This window comes from Pseudomonas sp. NBRC 111138 (assembly GCF_001320835.1).
In the GTDB taxonomy this organism is placed as follows: domain Bacteria; phylum Pseudomonadota; class Gammaproteobacteria; order Pseudomonadales; family Pseudomonadaceae; genus Aquipseudomonas; species Aquipseudomonas paracarnis.
The window spans coordinates 14,206-34,309 of the sequence record NZ_BCBO01000123.1 but is presented as its reverse complement, the minus strand read 5'-3'; the positions used below and the strand labels follow the sequence as shown (position 1 = coordinate 34,309).

Genomic DNA, 20,104 nt, shown 5'->3' with positions numbered 1-20,104 from the left:
GTTTTCTGGGCCTCAGTCGGGAATACCCAGGCTGAAACCGGTTTCAGGAAACCTCAAGTCAACCGTTTCGTCAAGCATCCGATGTGGGTGGAATCAGCTACCAAGCGACGAATGGCAGTGCCTACCTGTTAGTTCTGACAGTATTCGATACCGCAGATTGCGCGTTTAATTGGTCGCAGGCACGCCTTTGGGGTGTAGGTACAAGCGGTCTGACGGGAGAGTCTGATGAGCGCTCAAAAAACCACTGGAAGTAGACTTTCACGCAACGGCATTTTCCGATTGGTCGATATAGAGGTGCCCATCCTGGATGATGCTAATCCGCCGATTCCTGAGGGTTATATACCTCATCAATATCTTGATACCGATCTTGTTGTGCGCATTCCGCAACTGTGGGATGACGCTGCGCAGGCCGGTGAATTCAATATTGTCGAAATCGTTTGGTCACGCAGCGGAGGCGAAGGTGTCCCTCCTTTCAAGGAGCGGTGGGATGGCCCCATTACCAAGCCTTTCCCTTTTTCCGTCACCGTGCCGCGCGACTATCTGGAAAATGACGGTACCGTCCGGCTGGCTTATCGGATCACCGACGAAACCGGTATACCCACAACCTCGGACTTCCGTACCCTGGTAATTGACCGGACGCCGCCAAACAATAACGTTACGCCGCCAACGCCGGCCTTCCCGGTGGGTACGATAGATGAGGACTACGCGGCCCGGCATCGCACAGTCGATTTGGTATTGTCTGCTTACCTCGGCCGGCGGGCTTATGACAGGGTTTATTATTATATTTCGGACCAAAGTCCTCCACCTGATAGTGCACCGAGTGGCTATGTAGAGTTTCCCGACGAAAATAGCCCACTTGTTATTCCCATTCTTGTGGATTTGTTTCGCCTGTACCGCAACGGAACTCAATACGTTCACCTGCGCCTTCAAGATCGCTCCGGTAATCGAGGCCCCAGGTCCGACCAGTCGCCCGTTGAAGTCCGATTAAAGGAAGCGCCCTCAGACCTCAAACCTCTTGTCATCCCTGCCATGGCAAGTGGCTTGATCAATCGGCACGATGCACGGATTGGTGTGGTGGCCAACGTTCAGTATGACAACTGGAATGCTCGCGATCTTGTCACCATTCGGTGGGGCAGTACCCTGCTTGATGCGCAGGAGGTTACCGAGATGCCGTTCGGCGCCGGTATCCCGTGGTCGAAGTTGATAGCGATGGGCATGGGGTTTGCAGAAGGTTCGGCCACCTACACCATTACACGGTACGGCAGCAATACGCCGACGTTGCCCAGCCCCCCTACGTTAATCCGTTGGGACTTCAGGGTGGCAGGGCAAGACCATATCAACGCCCCCGCGTTGCTTAACCTCGACTTGCCAACAGTGACTGTGTTTGGCGAGGGCTCGAAGACGGACAACCATATTGATATACGTGATAAGGATCAGCGCGTATATGCCAGCGTCCTGCTTTATCACCAGCCTCGTGATGGTGAGGTGTTGGAGTTGTTCTGGGGGGGCTTCCCCAGTATGGATAAGCCGGTGGCAAGTTATATTGTGGATACCGGTAGTGGCGATGCTGAAGGCGTACGCGTGACGTTCAGTGATATTCCCTGGCAGGTGATTGTCGATGCAGGGAATGATGAAAAACTACGAGTGTACTACTCGACATTCAACGGCGTTAATGAGCAGCTTTCCAATTTTACTGAAGTCATGGTCGATGTTGTACCTCCACAGGTATTAAGGCGTGTTGAGTTTCCAAGTGCCAATAGCAATATGTTTATAGGCTGTGACGCTAACCCGGCTATGTGGGATCACATACCTGTCCAGATTCTTCCGGAAACGGTCTTTCGCAAAGATGACGATCTTGTCGTGGAGTGGCAGGGCTATGAAGAGTTTGCGGGAGGGGGACAGGCGATTACATCAACTGCGGATACCCTGACGCATCGGCTGACTGAAGAAGAGGCGAAAAAAGGTTATACCTTCGAACAACGCAACTATGACGAGAAGATTAAACCCATCAAGTCACCAGATCCCCAGAGCCCGGGAAGTTCGGTGTCGGTTATCTATACGTTGTGGCGCAAAAACAGAGTGATAGGTTCTTCAAGATTACGCTATGCAAAAATTGATCGTAAAAGAGTGGGCAATATCTATTGCGGGCCGAATGGTGATGGCCCTGAAGACTAGAGGTATAAGCCGACTTGAGTAGTTGGTCGTCGATGTAAGTTGCAGCGTTTGGCAGTGGCAGCGCAACAGCTGTTCTATTTGAAACGTGTCTTTTTTCGAAGGCATGTGTTTGTTCGATTGTCTTGGTGTTACTCAGTGCAAAAGGAGAATACAGATGGCAACGTTGAGTAAGAAACAAAAGGCCGCCATTGCATCGCGCAAGGCCAATAAAGAACTGCTGTGCCAGCGCAGGGCGGGTGTGCTGGCGATGCCCCTGCCCACGTTTGATGCGTTGAATAATGATGGGTTGATTACCAAGGAGGCGTCGAAGAAACCGCTTACTGTAACCTTCGATATTGGGCAGTTTGCAGATGACGAAGGCATTGACCCGGCAATCACCAGACTCGCAGTGCATGTGCGCGGTAAAGGCGCAACGAACTGGGGTGCGCCGATGCACATGGTAGACTTCAATACAGCTTCTCCTGTCCACGAGCCTATTGATCAACCGTTCACCCGTGATATTCCGGCGGCCCGTTTGGTGGAAGGGGAGCATGAGGTCGGCTATGTCATTCATGAAGGTAACTCGCAGACGGGATTGTTAAGAGGTGCTCCCCTGGAGGTCGACCTTACCCCGCCAGAAGACCCCAGGCACCCGGCAGCGCCCTTGTTCCCTGCTTATTTGGAGTCGAAAGGTGAAATTACTGAGCAGGATGTGGAGGATCACCCAGCCGGGATGGAATGTACATTTCGCGACTATCCCATCTCTCGGCGCGCCGGTGATGATATCGAAGTCTTTTTTTCATCGGAATTTTCTTCACAGCTGTCTGAGCCTATTGACACCTTTCCTGTGGACGACTCGTTGAGTTTTACGCTGCCGTGGAACCTGATTACTGGTAATAAAGGAGGGCAGAACTACTTGTTCTACCGCCTGTGGGATCTTGCAGGGAATGTCAGCAAAGACTCGGTACCTGCGCGAATTGAGTTGAACCTGACACCAGCCCCTGATCCGCAGGAAGCCTATGTGCCGTTGGCGCTTCTTCCTGGTGACGGGCTGCTTGATTTACAAGACCTTTATGAGCCGAACGGGGTTTTCATTGCTATTCCAGAATATGAAAATAATTTAACCGACATTGACGTGATCGAATTGACCATCGGCACGCAGGCTCCGGAACGTTTTGACGTTAAGCTTTATCTGCCTTTTCCGTTAATGCTGCCTGTCGGCAGTGATACTCTTTTGGCCCATTATGGTGGAGGTGCTGGCGAGATTCCCATGACCATCGACTATTTTGTTGATCGCAATGGGACATCAACCGATGCGCCTACTCACACTATTGATGTCGATTTTTCTGCGCCTGGCCCTGCTCCGGGTGAAGATCCGGAAAACAGTTTGCTCGCGCGCGTGCGGGTCTTCGGCGTTGACCCGACTAAGGAAAATGAGCTCACAGACGCTGACTTCAATAGGGACGCGACTATCGAGACCGTGCTTTGGAGCACCCCTCTTCCCGCGCCGGGTACGATAATCAAATGGTATTGGGGGGATCTGGCCCACAAGTTTGATGAGTTGACACTGACGAACGAAGGGGGCGGTGACACTCTTACGCGAACGGTGCCTTGGTCAATCATTCGTGCAGTCGGCAATAGAACGCTCCCAGTGTTCTATACGCTGGGATGGCCGACTAATGACAATACCCAGCGCTCACTTGCGCAGAATGTAGTTGTGGCGGCCAACAAAGTCGTATTGGAAGAGCCAAGGTTCGTCAAGGCGACCGCATTTTTGGCGTGTACCGACCTCAATCGAGCGACTCGCGAGGCGACGGTCAGGGTTCCTGGTAATACAGTGTATTTCCAAGAGCACATGGTCGTTCGATGCGAATTCCGCGTATTCAGTGACATTACCGGAGACACTCAGTTGGGCAATACACTGGCCCTAAGCTCGTTGCCGCTGACGCCCGATATGGTTTCCAACGGTTTCGACATAAAGATCCCCTATACGGCCCTTCGGCCAGCGGCGCGCAATTCGGTGGACTTTCACTATTTTGTGCCGATCCCGGGAGAAGGAGAGCAGCCTTCGGTAAGAGCCTGGACCCGTACACGGTTCACCGACTTGAACGGGTTTTTTTGCGAGGAGCAACCACCCACTGCATTGGAAGACGGCCTGGTAGAACAATAGACTGCGGACTGCGGGGTGCTTCGGCACCCTTCGGTTGCACTGCACGCGCTTTGCACTTTCACACAGCTAATCTCCCCATCTCTACCCTTATGTTCGGATTAATCCTACATATTAGGGTAAGCCTGATCTGTAACTTTGCGGCCTTGAATGGCCTGGCTCCACCCCTCTGGAAATAGGCCGAACAGTTCCGTTCTGGAATGCCTGTTAAATGAGTGGTGTCTTGTGAAGATCAATTCGTACTTTAAATTAAAACCCTTGGTTGCAATGATGCAGGTGCCATCTGTTGTGACCTTGTTGCTTCTGGCGCCAAATGCTCATGCTCGGTTGATCGAAAATGGCACCGAAACCATCCGGCACGATGATTATATCGATACCTTTGAATTGCAAAATGCCACGCTTAACGTCATACGGGGCTGGACGCAGGCCATTTATGCTAATGCCTCGAACCTGAATGTCAGCGCGGACAGTACGATCCTGGGGACGGTTGTCGCTCAGAACGGCTCTAATGTGGCTGTCGATAACAGTCGTGTCACTGCTTCCGGGGCTTACGAAACTGGCGTAACGCTGCTCAGCAGCACTGCGCAGATCAACGACAGTATGATTTCCAGTGCCGATTACCATGGTTTACTGGTGAGCAAATTTACAAACTCAACCGATATATCCACCGCGACGGTCAATGGCAGTGTCCTGGTGGGAGCAACCGGTGGTGCAGTTGTTACTGGTGGCAGTGCGTTGGAGTTGGTGCGCAGTCAGTCAATCGGCACGGGCGCCGACAGCTTTGGGTTGAGGTTGGAGAGCTCGGCGGCACGGGCGTCTGGGAGCAATATTTCAGGCGGACGTAACGGTATTGAAATGTCGTTTGACCGGCATGCGCCCGGGCCTAATACCCTTATCCTGGACGATTCTCATGTCACCGGTACCACAGGTGCTGCGTTGCTCGTAGACGGTGCTCGGGGCCAGGGTGCGGTGGCGAATATCGAGGTACGCAACGGTTCGACGCTCACCGGTGGTAATGGCAACTTGCTGGAAGTCAAAGGCGGCTCGACGGCGAATATGAATATCGCCAATAGCCAGCTCAAGGGCGATGTCGTTGTCAGCAGTGGTAGCCAGGCTCACCTTCAGCTCACTGATCTCGCCTCATTGACTGGCCGCCTGGAAAACGTTTCGTCGTTGAGTCTTGGCGAGCAATCCATGTGGGTCATGACCGGCAATAGCCAGGTGGGTGATTTGCGCCTTGCCGATAGCACGGTCAAGTTTGGGGATAGCGATGCGTTCTATCAACTTGACCTCAAGAGCTTGTCGGGCCAAGGCACTTTTGTCATGGGCACTGATTTCGCTCAGGGCCTGACGGACTTCCTGAATATTACGGGTGACGCAACCGGCCATCACGACCTGTTGCTTACCAGCAGCGGTACAGAACCGGTAAACCCAGGTGATGTGCATATCGTTCACACGGGTGGCGGTGACGCACAGTTTGCGCTGGTAGGCGGTAATGTGGATGTTGGGGCCTGGTCCTATGGCCTCCGGCAAGACGGTAATGATTGGTTCCTTGACCCGAATAATCGCACTGTCAGCCCAGGCACCCGGTCGGTATTGGCCTTGTTCAACACTGCACCAACCGTGTGGTATGGCGAGATGACATCTTTGCGTAGCCGCATGGGAGAGATTCGGCATAACGGCGCCGCAGCCGGTGGTTGGTTGCGTGCCTATGGCAATAAATATGAGGTCAGTGGTGGTGATGCGGGTGCCTATGAACAAAGCCAGCGCGGGTTCTCCTTGGGGGCGGATACCCCCTTGGGAGAAGGCCAATGGCTGCTGGGGGTAATGGCGGGCCATAGTACTTCTGATCTGGATCTCAGTCGGGGTACTTCGGGTAGTGTGCAGAGTTACTACGCAGGTCTGTATGCCACTTGGTTGGATGAGGAGAGTGGTTACTATTTTGACGGCGTCATCAAAGCCAACCGCTTGAACAATGATTCCACTGTCGGTTTGAGCGACGGCAGGCAAGCGAAGGGCAAATACAGTACAAATGCCTTGGGTGCGTCTGTGGAAGCGGGCCGTCATATCAAGCTGGATAATGATTTCTTTATCGAGCCTTTCGCCCAAGCGTCCGTGGTTACAGTACAAGGCAAGAGCTATAGCCTGGACAATGGTCTCAAAGCCAAGGGTAGCCACACCGACTCCGTGCAGGGCAAGTTGGGGGTGACAGTAGGCCGCGACTTTATGTTGGATGACGGCAGTATGCTTCAGCCTTACTTGCGTGGTGGCGTTGCCCACGAATTTGCCAAGAGCAACAAGGTGTCGGTCAATAACCAGACATTTGACAATAATCTGTCGGGGTCTCGTGTCGAGGTAGGCGTGGGTGTCGCCCTGACACTGTCCCAAAATATGCAATTGCATGCAGATTTTGACTACGGCCAAGGCAAGCACGTGGATCAGCCATGGGGGGCAAATTTCGGCGTGCGATATAGCTGGTAATCAGGCAGTGCCACTGGATTTCAACGATGCTTGAAAACGCCCCGAGGTTCGGGGCGTTGACTTTCATGCCGGGGTTTATCGAGGTCGAACGGTATTGACACGGGTAGGTCTGCGCCGCGTGGTTCTATCGAGGCTGAACAGCATTTGCACACGCAGTTCTTGGTTGTTGACGTCCATAAGATAGACGTCGAGTGCGCCTGTGACCGTATGGTCGTCGGAATTATGAAAGAATTCGACGGTGCCTCGATGTGCTTGATAAGCCGGGAGGGGCGTTTCATTAATGGTCATCAGGATGACGGCTAACTGATGTTCGTCACTGTCTTTCTCCAACTGATAACGGCCGGAGTCCGTGGTAGTGGGGTACTTGAAAATGACCACCTGTCTTGACGTTTCTGTGGGCGGTATCTTCATGGCGCCTTCCGCCAGCCAGAAGTTGTTTTTCAATTCATGTTTGCGAAAGTCCGCCTTGAAGTTTTCGCTTCCGATCGAACCTTGAAAAAAACGTTCTGCGGATTCGTGGCGGGCAGCTTTTCGGGCATTGGCATTGCTCATGGTACGGTTCTCCTGCGATGGGCGGTACGTGTGTGTGCGATGAGGGCGGTTTTGATTAATCGTTGGCACGGGGGCTGATTTCAGGGACAGGTTGTCAACCACGAGGAAGGTGGTGCCTATCACTTCTAAGGTGATCTCAGTCACGCCTGCAGGGATGGTCAGCGACGACGTGTAATTATCCCAGTCGCCACCCCCCCGAAGTTCTATCTGTGGCGTGTTACCGGGTGCAATATGGAACATCGCGAAACCGTGCCCTCCGGTTGGCGTCATGGCATCGATGGAAAAATCATAGGTCTGGCCGGGTGTGACCGCGATCTTTTGTTCGATGGATCCCCCCTGGTTTGCCTGGCACTCGTTGTCGGAAAATGTCACGGAGGAGCCCACTGGCCGGTTGGCTATCCAATGATCGCTGTTGTCGGCGAAATCACCGTTACGGATCAACTCGACAGGGATGACCACGCCGCCGTCTTCCACCAGTTGGAGGCTATCGAACCAGACGTCGCCAGCATTACCCATCAGTTGTAGCGTCAGGCCGGTTGTGCCGGTAGGTGGGCGAAAGGTGCTCACATGATGGGTCCAGCCATGGTTCCCTGTTAGCGTGATTGTTTCAGTCGCCCCCGAGGGCTGCCATACCAGTCGGGCTGACCCGGCGCCGTTATAGGTAATCAACGTGTACAGGCTGAAGGAGTAGGAGGCGGTATCGGAAACCGATATGTCTTGTTCCGCCCGGCCTCGCCCCGTGATCACGCAATGCTGGCGGGAAAAATCAACTCGGCCTGGAGCGGTGGCAGTAACGTTCCAATAGCGTTCACGATGGGCGAAGTTGCCATTGAGCACCAAGTTACTGTTCATTGGTTGTGTTGACATGGATCAGCCCCGTGCCCTTGGATGGGTTGGTTGTGAGCGATTCAATTCAGCGCCATAAGCACGCGCTGCACAACTGTCAGAACTAACAGGTTTGCCGGTCCATTCGTCGGTTTTCTTTACCCATACGCTTAGCCAGGCCTAGCCAAACAACCCTGCCGCAATATTGATTGAGAACCCCAGGATCGCGGTATTGAACAGAAACCCGATCAACGATTGCCCCAGCACCACTTTACGCAAGCTACGGGTGGCAACACCCACGTCCGATGTCTGCACGGCCACGCCGATGGTGAAGGAGAAATACAGGAAGTCCCAATAATTGGGGGTGAGCAAGCCCTCGGCAAAGCGCAGCGCCGGCTCCTTGCCTTGCCAGGTGTAATAGAGCCTGGCGTAGTGCACGCTGAAAATCACCCCGATCAGCAGCCAGGAGCCGATCACTGTCAGCCCGGTAAAAGCGTAATGCAGCAGACGTTCGGAAGTGGCCAGGTCCTTGCTGCCCACCAGTTCGAAGGTGATGGTGGCCAGGCTGGCGATGGCGGCGATGCACACCATGAAGAGCACCAGGCCGGCGTTCTCGTCTTCGACTTCGGCGATGCGCTTGACGTCTTCGGCCTTGGCGCGAATGGTCAACCAGAGCATCAGTATCAGGTAGGTCCAGACCCCGGCGTTCCAGCCGATCAGGATTTTGCTGGCAAGGGTGTCGGCCGGCACCAGGAGGCCGACTGCAAGGCCCAGTACGGCGGCGGATGAGAGGCGAGGGTGGGTGCGGGCGAGGAAGGGCATGGTGGCTCACAGATAACTATTTGTGAGCACCATAGCTTATTCGGGTGTACCTGATCATGAATGCAATCAATAACCCTGTGGGAGCTGGCTTGCCTGCGATAACGTTGGTTCAGGCAACACTTATGTCGCCTGTGCCGCGGTCATGGCAGGCAAGCCAGCTCCCACTGATCAGTCTGGTTTATGGCGCTTGCGCACCAGCTTCATCACCACCACGAAGAATACCGGCACAAACACCACCGCCAATGTCGCCGTGATCATTCCGCCAATCACACCGGTGCCAATCGCCTGCTGGCTGGCCGAGCTGGCCCCCGTAGCAATCGCCAATGGCACCACGCCGAGGATGAATGCCAGGGACGTCATGATGATCGGCCGCAGTCGCAACCGTGCCGCTTTCAAGGTGGCGTCGATCAAATCCTCGCCCTGGTCATACAGGTCCTTGGCGAACTCGATGATCAGGATCGCGTTCTTCGCCGACAGGCCAATGATGGTAATCAAGCCGACCTTGAAGAACACGTCGTTGGGCATCCCGCGTAGCGACACGGCCAACACCGCACCCAGTACCCCCAGCGGCACCACCAGCAACACTGAGGTGGGAATCGACCAGCTTTCATACAGCGCGGCCAGACACAGGAACACGATCAGCAGCGACAGGCCCAACAGCAGCGGGGCCTGGGAACCGGACAAGCGCTCCTGCAACGACAAGCCCGTCCATTCCTGGCCCAGCCCGGCGGGCAGTTGGCTGACCAGACGCTGGATTTCGTTCATGGCCTCGCCAGTGCTGTGCCCCGGCGCCGCTTCGCCGCTGATGGCGATGGCCGGGTAGCCGTTGTAACGGGTCAACTGCGTGGGGCCCTGGGTCCACTTGGCTTCGACGAAGGCTGAGAGCGGCACCATCTTCCCGGCGTTGTTGCGCACGTGGATTTTCATCAGGTCGGCCACCTGGCTGCGCTGGTCGCCTTCGGCTTGCACCACCACGCGCTGCATACGGCCCTGGTTGGGGAAGTCGTTGATATACGCCGAACCTATCGCCGACGACAGCACGTTGCCTACGTCGGCAAACGACACACCCAGGGCGTTGGCCTGCTTGCGGTCCACTTCCAGCTGCACTTGTGGTGCTTCAGCCAAGGCGCTTTCACGCACGTTGGCCAGGATCGGGCTTTTCGCTGCAGCGTCCAGCAATTCGGTACGTGCGGCCATCAACCCGGCGTGGCCGACGCCACCGCGGTCCTGCAAACGGAACTCGAAACCACTGGAAGTGCCCAGGCCGTCTACCGGTGGCGGCAGGATTGCATAGGCAATCGCGTCCTTGAGCTCGCTGAAGGCTATGTTCGCGCGATCGGCGATCGAGGAAGCGGAGTCATCGCTGCCACGTTCTGACCAGTCCTTGAGCGTGGTAAACGCCAGCGCGGCGTTTTGCCCGGAACCGGAGAAGCTGAAGCCCATGATCATGGTGGTATCACCCACCCCAGGCTCGCCTGCGTTATGTGCCTCGATCTGTTCGGCCACCTGCACCGTACGGTTCTTGCTGGCGCCCGGCGGCAACTGGATATCAGTGATGGTGTAGCCCTGGTCTTCCACCGGCAGGAACGAGGAGGGCAGGCGGCTGAACAACAGGCCCATGCCCACCAGTAATACCAGATAGATCAGCAGGTAGCGGCCGCTGCGCTTGAGGGCATAGGCCACCCAACCTTCGTAACGGTTGGTGAGTTGGTCAAAGCGCTGGTTGAACCAGCCGAAGAAACCACCCTTGGCATGGTGCTCGCCCTTGGCAATCGGCTTGAGCAAGGTGGTGCACAGTGCCGGGGTCAAGGTCAGGGCCAGGAAAGCGGAGAACAGGATCGAGGTGGCCATCGACAGTGAGAACTGCTGGTAGATCACGCCCACCGAACCCGGCATGAAGGCCATCGGCAGGAACACCGCCACCAGCACCAGGGTGATACCGATGATGGCCCCGGTGATCTGGCCCATGGCTTTCTTCGTCGCCTCTTTGGGCGACAGGCCTTCGGTGGCCATGATGCGCTCGACGTTTTCCACCACCACGATGGCATCGTCTACCAGGATGCCGATAGCCAATACCATGCCGAACATGGTCAGCACGTTGATCGAGAAGCCCAGCAGCAACATGGTGGCGAAGGTGCCCATCAGCGCGATCGGCACCACCAGCGTGGGAATCAAGGTGTAGCGCACGTTCTGCAGGAACAGGAACATCACCGCGAATACCAGCGCCATCGCCTCCATCAAGGTGTAGACCACCTTGGTGATCGAGACTTTGACAAAGGGCGAAGTGTCGTAGGGAATCTTGTATTCCACATTGGCAGGGAAGTAGCGCGACAACTCGTCCATTTTCGCCCGCACCAGCGTTGCGGTACTCAATGCATTAGCGCCGGGCGACAGTTGCACGCTGACGGCGGTGGACGGCTTGCCGTTCAGGCGGGTGGAGAACTGGTATTCCTGGCTGCCGACTTCCACCCGTGCCACATCGCCGATGCGCACGGTGGAGCCGTCGGGGTTGGCCTTGAGCACGATGTCGGCAAACTCCGCCGGAGTGGACAGTTGCCCCTTGACCAGCACCGCCGCGGTGATCTCCTGGGTGTGGGTGCCCGGCAAGTCACCGATGCTGCCCGCTGAGACCTGGGCGTTCTGGGCGCTGATCGCGGCGTTGACGTCGGCCGGCGTGAGGTTGAAACCGATCAGCTTCTGCGGGTCAATCCAAATACGCATCGCTCGCTCGGCGCCATACAACTGGGCCTTGCCGACCCCGTCCAGGCGCTTGAGCTCGTTCATCACGTTGCGCGCCAGGTAATCACTGAGCGCCACGTCGTCAAGCTTGCCGTCGTTGGACGTCAATGTGACCAACAGCAGGAAACCGGCGGAGACTTTTTCCACCTGCAAGCCTTGCTGAGTCACGGCCTGGGGCAGGCGCGGCTCGACGACCTTGAGGCGGTTCTGCACATCCACCTGGGCCATTTCCGGGTCGGTGCCCGGCTGGAACGTGGCGGTAATGGTCGCCGAGCCCAGGCTGCTCTGGGATTCGAAATACAGCAGGTGGTCGGCGCCGTTGAGCTCTTGCTCGATCAGGCTGACCACGCTCTCATCCAGGGTCTGGGCCGAGGCACCGGGGTACACCGCGTAGATTTCCACCTTGGGTGGCGCGACGTTGGGGTACTGCGCCACCGGCAATTGCGGGATCGCCAGGAAGCCCGCCAGCAGGATAAAAAGGGCCACCACCCAGGCGAAGATCGGGCGGTCAATAAAGAACTGCGGCATGACGGGTTATTCCTTTACGAGCGGGCTGTCGTCCACTTCAACTTTTTCACCGGGGCGTGCGTGTTGCACGCCCTCGACGATAATGCGGTCGCCGGGCTTGAGGCCGCTGGTGACGATCCAGCGGTTGTCGATCACCGCACCCAACTCCACCGGTTGCTGGCTGACGGTCTGTTCGGCGTCCAGCAGCAACACCATCGGGATACCAGCGCTGTCACGGGTGATTGCGCGTTGCGGCACGCTGATACCTTGTTTGTCCACGGCCTGTTCCACGCGCACCCGCACAAAGCTGCCGGGCAACAGGTCGAGGTCCGGGTTGGGGAACTCGCTGCGCAGGATGATCTGCCCGGTGCCCGGGTCGACGCTGATGTCAGCGAAGAGCAATTTGCCTGGCAACGGGTACAGGCTGCCGTCGTCCTGGATCAAGGTGGCCTTGGCCTGGTCCTGGCCGACCTGCTTCAAGCTGCCGGCACGAAAGGCGCGGCGCAGGTCGTTCAGCTCACGGGTGGACTGAGTGAGGTCGGCGTGGATCGGGTCCAGTTGCTGGATAATCGCCAGCGGCGTGGCTTCGTTCTGGCCGACCAACGCGCCTTCGGTCACCAGGGCGCGGCCAATGCGCCCGGAAATCGGTGCGGTCACGGTGGCATAGCCCAGGTTCAGCCTGGCACGCTCGACGGCGGCCTTGTTGGCGGCCACTTCGGCGTTGGTCTGGCGCAGGGCGGCGCGGGCGTTGTCGTACTCCTGGCCGCTGATGGCGTTGCCTTCGACCAGTTGGCTGTAGCGCTGTTCTTGCAGGCGCGCCTGGAACGCATTGGCCTCGGCCTTGCTCAGGTTGGCCTGGGCACTGTCCAGGTCGGCCTTGAACGGCGCCGGGTCAATACGGAACAACACGTCGCCTTGCTTGACGTCGTGGCCTTCGTTGAACACCCGCTGCATGACCACCCCGGCGACCCGGGCGCGTACTTCGGCGATACGCGGTGCGGCGATGCGCCCGCTCAGTTCGCTGGTAATTGAGAGGGGCTTGGCCTGCAGGGTTTCGATCCGCACTTTGGCCAGGGGCATTTGTGGCGCCTCGTCTGCCGACTGACCACACGCGCTCAGCGCCAGTGTGAGGGCCAACAGGCAAAACGGCGCAAACAGATTCTTCGACATGCTCTTATCCCAATATTGACTGGCGCATCCTAGGGGCACCTGCGCCGTGGTGCTGTGAAGCTGTGTAGCGGGTCTGTGAAGAAGTGTAAGGTACGGCGCGCAGGGCGTCGGGGGCGTATATCCTTGCACAATCCTGCAACACACCAACAAACAGCATTATTTGGAAACACCATGCCCAACATCCTCCTGGTGGAAGACGACGCCGCACTCTCCGAGCTGATTGCCAGCTACCTGGAACGCAATGGCTACCACGTCAGCGTGCTCAGCCGCGGCGATCATGTACGCGAACGTGCACGCCTTAGCCCGCCGGACCTGGTGATCCTCGACCTGATGCTGCCGGGCCTCGACGGCCTGCAGGTGTGCCGTTTGCTGCGCGCCGACTCGGCGGGGCTGCCGATCCTGATGCTGACCGCCCGCGATGACAGCCACGATCAGGTTCTGGGGCTTGAGATGGGCGCCGACGACTACGTGACCAAACCCTGCGAGCCGCGCGTATTACTGGCCCGGGTGCGCACATTGCTGCGTCGCAGCAGCCTGTCCGAACCCCAGGTGGCCAGCGACCAGATCGTCATGGGCAACCTCTGCATTGATTTGTCCGAACGCACCGTGACCTGGCGCGAACAGGCGGTCGAGCTGTCCAGTGGTGAATACAACCTGCTGGTGGTGCTGGCCCGGCATGCCGGCGAAGTGCTCAGCCGCGATCAGATCCTGCAACGCCTGCGCGGTATCGAGTTCAACGGTACCGACCGTTCGGTGGACGTGGCTATCTCCAAGCTGCGACGCAAGTTCGACGACCATGCGGGCGAGGCGCGCAAGATCAAGACGGTGTGGGGCAAGGGGTATCTGTTCAGCCGTTCCGAGTGGGAATGCTGAACCATGTTTCGCGTACTGCTGCGCCTCTACCTGATCACCATCGTCACCTACAGTGCGGCGATTTACCTGATTCCCAAGCTGGTGATCCAGCTGTTCGAACACCGCTACATGGACTACAACATCGAACAGTCCCGCGGCCTGCAAAAACTCATGGTCAAGCAGTACCAGCGCGCACCGGTGGAGCGCTGGTCCCAGGTGACCGACCAGTTGAGCCACGATTTTGCACCCTTGAAAGTGCAACTGTTGCTGCGCCAGGACGCCCGCTACACCCCTGAGGAAGAACAGCTGCTGGAGCAAGGCAAGCCAGTGATCCGCCTGGGCGAATGGGGCTGGATGGAGGAAATCAGTTCGCCGATCAACCAGCAGTTCGCGGTCAAGCTGACCGTACCACCAGACCCGTTGGACATGAACCTGCTGTACTGGTCGATGAACGTGCTGGTCGGTGCCGCCTTGCTGGCGTGCCTGCTGGTGTGGCTGCGTCCGCACTGGCGTGACCTGGAGCGTTTGAAAAGTACCGCCGCGTTATTGGGCAAGGGCCATCTGGAGGCGCGTACGGGGCTCGCACCCAGCTCCAGCATCGGCGGCCTGGCGGCGGTATTCGACACCATGGCCGACGATATCGAGCGCCTCTTGAACCAGCAGCGCGATTTGCTCAATGCGGTCTCCCATGAACTGCGCACACCGCTCACCCGCCTGGATTTCGGGCTGGCCCTGGCGCTTTCCGAAGACTTGCCCCCGGCCAGCCGCGAGCGCCTGCAAAGCCTGGTGGCGCATATTCGGGAGCTGGATGAGCTGGTGCTGGAATTGCTGTCTTACAGCCGCCTGCAAAACCCGGCGCAATTGCCCGAGCGGGTAGAGGTGGCGCTCGACGAGTTTATCGACAGCGTGTTGGGCAGCGTCGACGATGAGCTGGAGAACCCCGATATCGTCATCGATGTGGTCCTCGATTGTGCCGTGGAGCGCTTCAGCCTCGACCCGCGCCTGACTGCCAGGGCCTTGCAGAACCTGCTGCGCAATGCGACGCGCTACTGCGACAAACGCATCCAGGTGGGCGTGCGGGTATGCCCCAAAGGCTGTGAAATCTGGGTGGACGACGATGGCATCGGCATACCGGCGGAGCAGCGCGAGCGCATCTTCGAGCCGTTCTACCGCCTGGACCGTAGCCGCGATCGCGCAACCGGTGGCTTTGGCCTGGGCCTGGCGATCAGCCGGCGCGCCCTGGAGGCCCAGGGCGGCACTTTGACGGCCTTGGCGTCTCCCTTGGGCGGGGCGCGGTTTCGTGTGTGGCTACCTAACCTTTCGTGATCAAAGCACTTTGACTGCGCGGCCGATCCCGTGAATCGGCCCGGTGGGTTTGCCGGTGGGCGAGCCATTGGGCCCTTCCAGCGTCAGTTCAAACAACTGGTTCGGCGCCAGTGGCGGCAGCTTGTCCAGCGGCACCGACAAGGTCTGCCCCGGTTTGACCAGCCCCAGTGATACGGGCCCCTGCCAGCCATCGCCCTTGGTCCAGAACTCCAGGGCTTTGTCGGCAGGAATCTCGATCACCCCCAGTGGAATCAACTGGATCTGCTGATTATCACTGGCCTGCACCACCCAGCCCGGTGCCTGGCTTTGTGGCGCCATCAACACCACCACGAAGCTGGGTGCGGGCATGGGCGGGCGCGTCAGTAATAAAGCCGCCAGCACCACGCTTGCCATCAGGCCCGCGGCAGAAAGCCCGCGCCAGAACGCCAGCAGGTTCCACCACGCCACGCTCGTTTCGGGGGCTTTGATTCCGCGTTCAATGCGCCGCCACAGCTGTGCCGAAGGCGGCACCGGTTGTGCCAGCGCGACCAGAGGCAACAGACGCTGCTCCCAGGCATCCACCGCTGCACGCAGTGCCGCATCATGGGCCAGGCGTTGTTGCACCTCTGCGCGCTGTTCGGCGGGCAGTGTCCCCAGCACGTATTCACTGGCCAGTTCATCCAGGCTGTCGTTCATGCCATGCACTCCCGCAAGGCGGCGAGGCTGCGTTTGATCCAGGCTTTGACGGTACCCAGCGGGGTACTGAGTTTTTGCGCAATTTCGCTGTGGGAGTAACCGTCCACATAGGCGTGCAGGATGCAGGTGCGGCGTGTCGGGTCGAGCTGCTCCAGGCACTGGTGGATCTGCCCGGAGCGTGCAGCAAACTCAACGGTCTGGGCAGGCTCTGCCAGCGGCTCGTACTGATCGTCCAGCGGCACGTCACGCCCGGCGCTGCGTACAACGTCCAGGGCCAGGTGGCGAGTCACGCTGAACACCCAACCCCGTGCGGAACCTCGCAAGGGGTCGAAACTGCGCGCACCGTGCCAGATCTTGATAAAGGCGTCATGCACGATGTCCTCGGCCAGTGCCTTGTTGCGGGTAATGCGCAGCGCCACACCGAGCAAGCGGCTGCTGTCCTGCTCATAGAGTTGGTGCAGGGCGCGATGATCGCCGCGGGCGCAGGCTAACAGGCACACTTCATAATCAAAGATGATTTCAGCCAAACCAGAATTCCTGCCACTGAGGAGACGTCTACGCGTGGTAGGCGCGAGGTTGCTCGCGCCTACCTGGCCAGCGTAGCTGAGTTTGCTCAGTTGGCGGCCCAGAAGATGTAGTCCGCCTGGTATTTCACCCCTTCCTTGGCGCCTTTGTTCGCCGTGGTGCATGGCGTAGCGGGAGCGACTCCGCCTTTGAGCGCAACCCGCTGGATATACGCCACGCCACTCATCGCACCTTTTCCCTCGGCCGGGTTGGCCTTGACCAGTTGATAGGGCAGGTTACCGGGGCTCGACGGCGCCACGGCCAATTGCGTGCCGGTGATGGTCGAGCCGTCCTTGGCCTGCCACGTGGCAGGTGGGCCGAAGTAGGTGCCGACCTGCTGGCCATTACGGTCGTTCAACACGGCTTTGGGGCCGACGAAGGTCCACTCGGTCTGGCCGGCAGCGCTGGCCTTGTCGCGGCATTCATAGGTGATTTCGCCGACCCCGGTGGTTTGCATCGCCACCTTGTGGCCATCCGGCACCTTGATGCTGTCCGGCAGGCCCGCCTGGGCAAACGCCGACGGTGCGGCGAGGAGCAAGCTGGACAGGCACAGCAGTGTTTTAGCGTTCATGGTGTTTCTCCATTGGGTAGAACAGCAGGGTTACGTTGATGACTACGGCCCAGGCCCGCCCATTGGATGCAGGGCTTTGCGAAAAAAGTGAAGATTTCCAAAAAAGCATAAACTCAGATCGCATCGGTATAAGTGGTTATAAGAAAAATCGCTATCCTGCGGCCAGAAATTTATAAGGCCTCGGGTAGCTGGAATGGATGTAGGTAATATTGGTTTCGTGGTTGCCGGCCTGATCGTGGGTTTTATCGTGGGCATGACGGGGGTGGGCGGCGGTTCGCTGATGACCCCGATCCTGCTGTGGTTTGGCATCAACCCAGCCACTGCGGTGGGCACCGACCTGCTGTACGCCGCGATCACCAAGTCCGGTGGTGTGCTGGTACACAGCAAGAACAAGAACATCGACTGGACCATCACCGGCTGGCTCACTCTGGGCAGCGTGCCGGCGGTGTTGCTGACGTTATGGTTCCTGGCCAGCCTGCACACCGACCCCAGCGCGATGAACGCGGTGATCAAGCAGGCCCTTGGCGTGGTATTGCTGCTGACGGCCCTGGCGATCCTGTTCAAGAAAAGCCTGTTGGCCTTTGCCCAGCGTCATGCTGGCGACTCCTACCATCTGCGCCCGCGCAATCTGAATGCGCTCACTGTTGTGACAGGTGCGATCCTTGGCACCATGGTGGCCCTGACCTCGATCGGCGCCGGCGCCCTCGGCACGGTGGCGCTGTTTATCCTGTACCCGTTCCTGGCCACGCGGCGCCTGGTTGGCACCGAGATCGCCCATGCCGTGCCCCTGACCTTGGTGGCGGGCCTGGGCCATGCCAGCATGGGGAACATGGACTGGCATCTGCTGGGCTTTTTGCTGATGGGGTCGCTGCCGGGGATCTACGTTGGCAGCCATATGACCGGCAGGATTCCCGACGGGGTACTGCGGCCGTGCCTGGCGGTGATGTTGATGGCGGTGGGTTATAAGTTGGCGTTCTGAGCACGTGGCCTGACACCCCACGCTCCAAATGTGGGAGCTGGCTTGCCTGCGATAGCGGCCTGACAGCCGACACAGGTGTCAGACCGAGTACATATCCATTCCTGCGGTAACGGCCACTTAGGGTTCCGCTCTTACAGCGGGTCACTTTTGGAAAAGAGCCCCAAAAGTAACCAAAAGGGCTCTTGCCCCACCACTCGGCACCTCGCTCAGGCTCGGTGTGCCCGTAATCCGCCAGTGATTTGGGGGGCCGCCGCCACGCGCCATCCATGGCGCGGGGCAGCTAAACCGGCATCCCTGCCGGTTTACCCCCCAAATCCCTGTCGAATTCCGGCCAGCGTGGTTTAACGGGGCGCTTAAGATCAAAAGCAGATCAAGAGCGACTCGCTTCGCATCGTGGTTACGCTTGGTGCTGGTCGCAACTGTTGCTCCAGCAACAGCAGATCCACAAACTGCTGCGATCCCAGACACTGGCAAGCCATCGCTTCAATCCCCCTTTTTTTCCGCAACCCCCAGGCTACGGGCATTTGCCTGCCCCTGGCACGCTTGCTGCGTAAGCCCTTGTAAATCCCCTGTACGAGGTACCGTCCGATGAGTCAGCAAGCCGTGAAATTTGCCTATTGGGTGCCCAACGTCAGCGGTGGGTTGGTCGTCAGCAAGATTGAACAACGCACCCACTGGGGTATTGATTACAACCGCAAACTGGCGCAACTGGCGGAGGCGGCGGGCTTTGAATATGGCTTGACGCAAATTCGCTTCACCGCAGGCTACGGCGCCGAGAACCAGCATGAGTCTGTGGCGTTCAGCCATGCGTTGCTGGCGGCGACCACCACCCTCAAGGTCATCGCGGCGATCCTGCCCGGGCCGTGGCAACCGGCGTTGGCGGCCAAGCAATTGGCGACCATCGACCAACTGACCAATGGCCGTATTGCGGTGAATATCGTCAGTGGCTGGTTCAAGGGCGAGTTCCAGGCCATTGGCGAACATTGGTTGGAGCATGATGAGCGCTATCGGCGTTCCGAAGAGTTTATCCGTGCTCTCAAAGGCATCTGGACCCAGGACGATTTCACCTTCAAGGGCGATTTCTATCGGTTCAACCAATACACCCTCAAGCCCAAACCCCTGGGCCAGCCGGAAATCTTCCAGGGTGGCAGTTCGCGGGCGGCTCGGGACATGGCGGCGCGGGTGTCGGATTGGTATTTCACCAATGGCAACACGCCTGAAGGGGTCAAGGCCCAGGTCGATGATATCCGTGCCAAGGCCGCTGCCAACCAGCATTCGGTGAAGGTGGGCGTGAACGCCTTCGTGATCGCCCGCGACACGGAGGAGGAGGCACGGGCGGTGCTGGCGCAGATTATCGACCAAGCCGACCCGGAGGCGGTCAACGCCTTTGGTGACGCGGCCAGGCAAGCGGGCAAGGCGTCGCCGGAGGGCGAGGGGAACTGGGCCAAGTCCAGCTTTGAGGACCTGGTGCAATACAACGATGGCTTCAAGACCAACCTGATCGGCACGCCGCAGCAGATCGCCGAGCGCATCGTGGCACTCAAGGCCGTGGGTGTGGACTTGGTGCTGGCAGGCTTTCTGCACTTCCAGGAAGAAGTGGAGTATTTCGGCAAACGCGTATTGCCGCTGGTGCGCGAGCTTGAAGCCAAGGCCACTGTAGGAGCGAGCTCGCTCGCGAAAAACGTCAACGAAGAAGTGGGTAGCCTGGTTTAACGCGCAG

14 protein-coding genes are annotated in these 20,104 nt (G+C 58.3%); 7 read left to right on the top strand and 7 right to left on the bottom strand.

Annotated features, from left to right (window positions below):
• Nucleotides 1-225: 225 nt before the first annotated feature.
• The 3 genes from APH41_RS21930 to APH41_RS21920 all read left to right on the top strand — a co-directional run bounded on the left by APH41_RS21930 (nt 226) and on the right by APH41_RS21920 (nt 6,802).
• Nucleotides 226-2,175: a hypothetical protein gene (locus tag APH41_RS21930; RefSeq protein WP_054897471.1), complete on the top strand. Its 1,950-nt coding sequence runs from the start codon at nt 226-228 to the stop codon at nt 2,173-2,175.
• A gap of 154 nt (nt 2,176-2,329) precedes the next feature.
• Nucleotides 2,330-4,324, top strand: coding sequence for a hypothetical protein (locus tag APH41_RS21925; RefSeq protein ID WP_054921476.1), 1,995 nt, complete (start codon nt 2,330-2,332; stop codon nt 4,322-4,324).
• Nucleotides 4,325-4,546: 222 nt separating this feature from the next.
• The gene (locus tag APH41_RS21920) at nt 4,547-6,802 is read left to right on the top strand and encodes an autotransporter outer membrane beta-barrel domain-containing protein (protein WP_314543949.1); all 2,256 of its coding nucleotides are present in this window, start codon (nt 4,547-4,549) and stop codon (nt 6,800-6,802) included.
• 75 nt (nt 6,803-6,877) lie between these two features.
• Here the strand turns inward: APH41_RS21920 and APH41_RS21915 are convergent, their stop codons facing one another.
• The 4 genes from APH41_RS21915 to APH41_RS21900 all read right to left on the bottom strand — a co-directional run bounded on the left by APH41_RS21915 (nt 6,878) and on the right by APH41_RS21900 (nt 13,417).
• Nucleotides 6,878-8,221 (bottom strand): hypothetical protein, encoded by a 1,344-nt coding sequence (locus APH41_RS21915; RefSeq protein WP_156359081.1) that lies wholly within the window; start codon nt 8,219-8,221, stop codon nt 6,878-6,880.
• Between the two features lie 138 nt (nt 8,222-8,359).
• Complete coding sequence (locus APH41_RS21910) at nt 8,360-9,001, bottom strand: DUF1345 domain-containing protein (RefSeq protein ID WP_054897468.1); 642 nt, start codon at nt 8,999-9,001, stop codon at nt 8,360-8,362.
• A 168-nt stretch (nt 9,002-9,169) separates the two neighbouring features.
• Complete coding sequence (locus tag APH41_RS21905) at nt 9,170-12,268, bottom strand: efflux RND transporter permease subunit (protein WP_054921471.1); 3,099 nt, start codon at nt 12,266-12,268, stop codon at nt 9,170-9,172.
• 6 nt (nt 12,269-12,274) lie between these two features.
• Nucleotides 12,275-13,417: an efflux RND transporter periplasmic adaptor subunit gene (locus APH41_RS21900; protein ID WP_034127674.1), complete on the bottom strand. Its 1,143-nt coding sequence runs from the start codon at nt 13,415-13,417 to the stop codon at nt 12,275-12,277.
• Between the two features lie 171 nt (nt 13,418-13,588).
• Here APH41_RS21900 and APH41_RS21895 point away from each other — a divergent pair, with 171 nt between their 5' ends.
• Nucleotides 13,589-14,290 (top strand): response regulator transcription factor, encoded by a 702-nt coding sequence (locus tag APH41_RS21895; protein WP_054897465.1) that lies wholly within the window; start codon nt 13,589-13,591, stop codon nt 14,288-14,290.
• A 3-nt stretch (nt 14,291-14,293) separates the two neighbouring features.
• Nucleotides 14,294-15,595: an ATP-binding protein gene (locus APH41_RS21890; protein ID WP_054921468.1), complete on the top strand. Its 1,302-nt coding sequence runs from the start codon at nt 14,294-14,296 to the stop codon at nt 15,593-15,595.
• Here the strand turns inward: APH41_RS21890 and APH41_RS21885 are convergent, their stop codons facing one another.
• From APH41_RS21885 to APH41_RS21875, 3 genes are all read right to left on the bottom strand, one after another.
• On the bottom strand, nt 15,596-16,270 hold the full coding sequence (locus APH41_RS21885; RefSeq protein ID WP_054897463.1) for an anti-sigma factor domain-containing protein: 675 nt from the start codon (nt 16,268-16,270) through the stop codon (nt 15,596-15,598).
• A complete protein-coding gene (locus tag APH41_RS21880) occupies nt 16,267-16,797 on the bottom strand; it encodes a sigma-70 family RNA polymerase sigma factor (protein ID WP_054921466.1) in 531 nt (176 codons plus the stop codon). Before APH41_RS21880 ends, APH41_RS21885 begins: the two co-directional genes overlap by 4 nt.
• A gap of 86 nt (nt 16,798-16,883) precedes the next feature.
• On the bottom strand, nt 16,884-17,405 hold the full coding sequence (locus tag APH41_RS21875) for a DUF3455 domain-containing protein (RefSeq protein WP_054921463.1): 522 nt from the start codon (nt 17,403-17,405) through the stop codon (nt 16,884-16,886).
• A 193-nt stretch (nt 17,406-17,598) separates the two neighbouring features.
• Between APH41_RS21875 and APH41_RS21870 the strand changes: the two genes are divergently transcribed.
• Together APH41_RS21870 and sfnG are read left to right on the top strand one after the other, a co-directional pair.
• Entirely contained in the window at nt 17,599-18,384 is a 786-nt protein-coding gene (locus tag APH41_RS21870) for a sulfite exporter TauE/SafE family protein (protein WP_054921460.1), read from the top strand.
• Between the two features lie 588 nt (nt 18,385-18,972).
• Nucleotides 18,973-20,097, top strand: coding sequence for a dimethylsulfone monooxygenase SfnG (sfnG, locus tag APH41_RS21865; protein WP_054897460.1), 1,125 nt, complete (start codon nt 18,973-18,975; stop codon nt 20,095-20,097).
• The last annotated feature ends 7 nt before the right edge of the window (nt 20,098-20,104 follow it).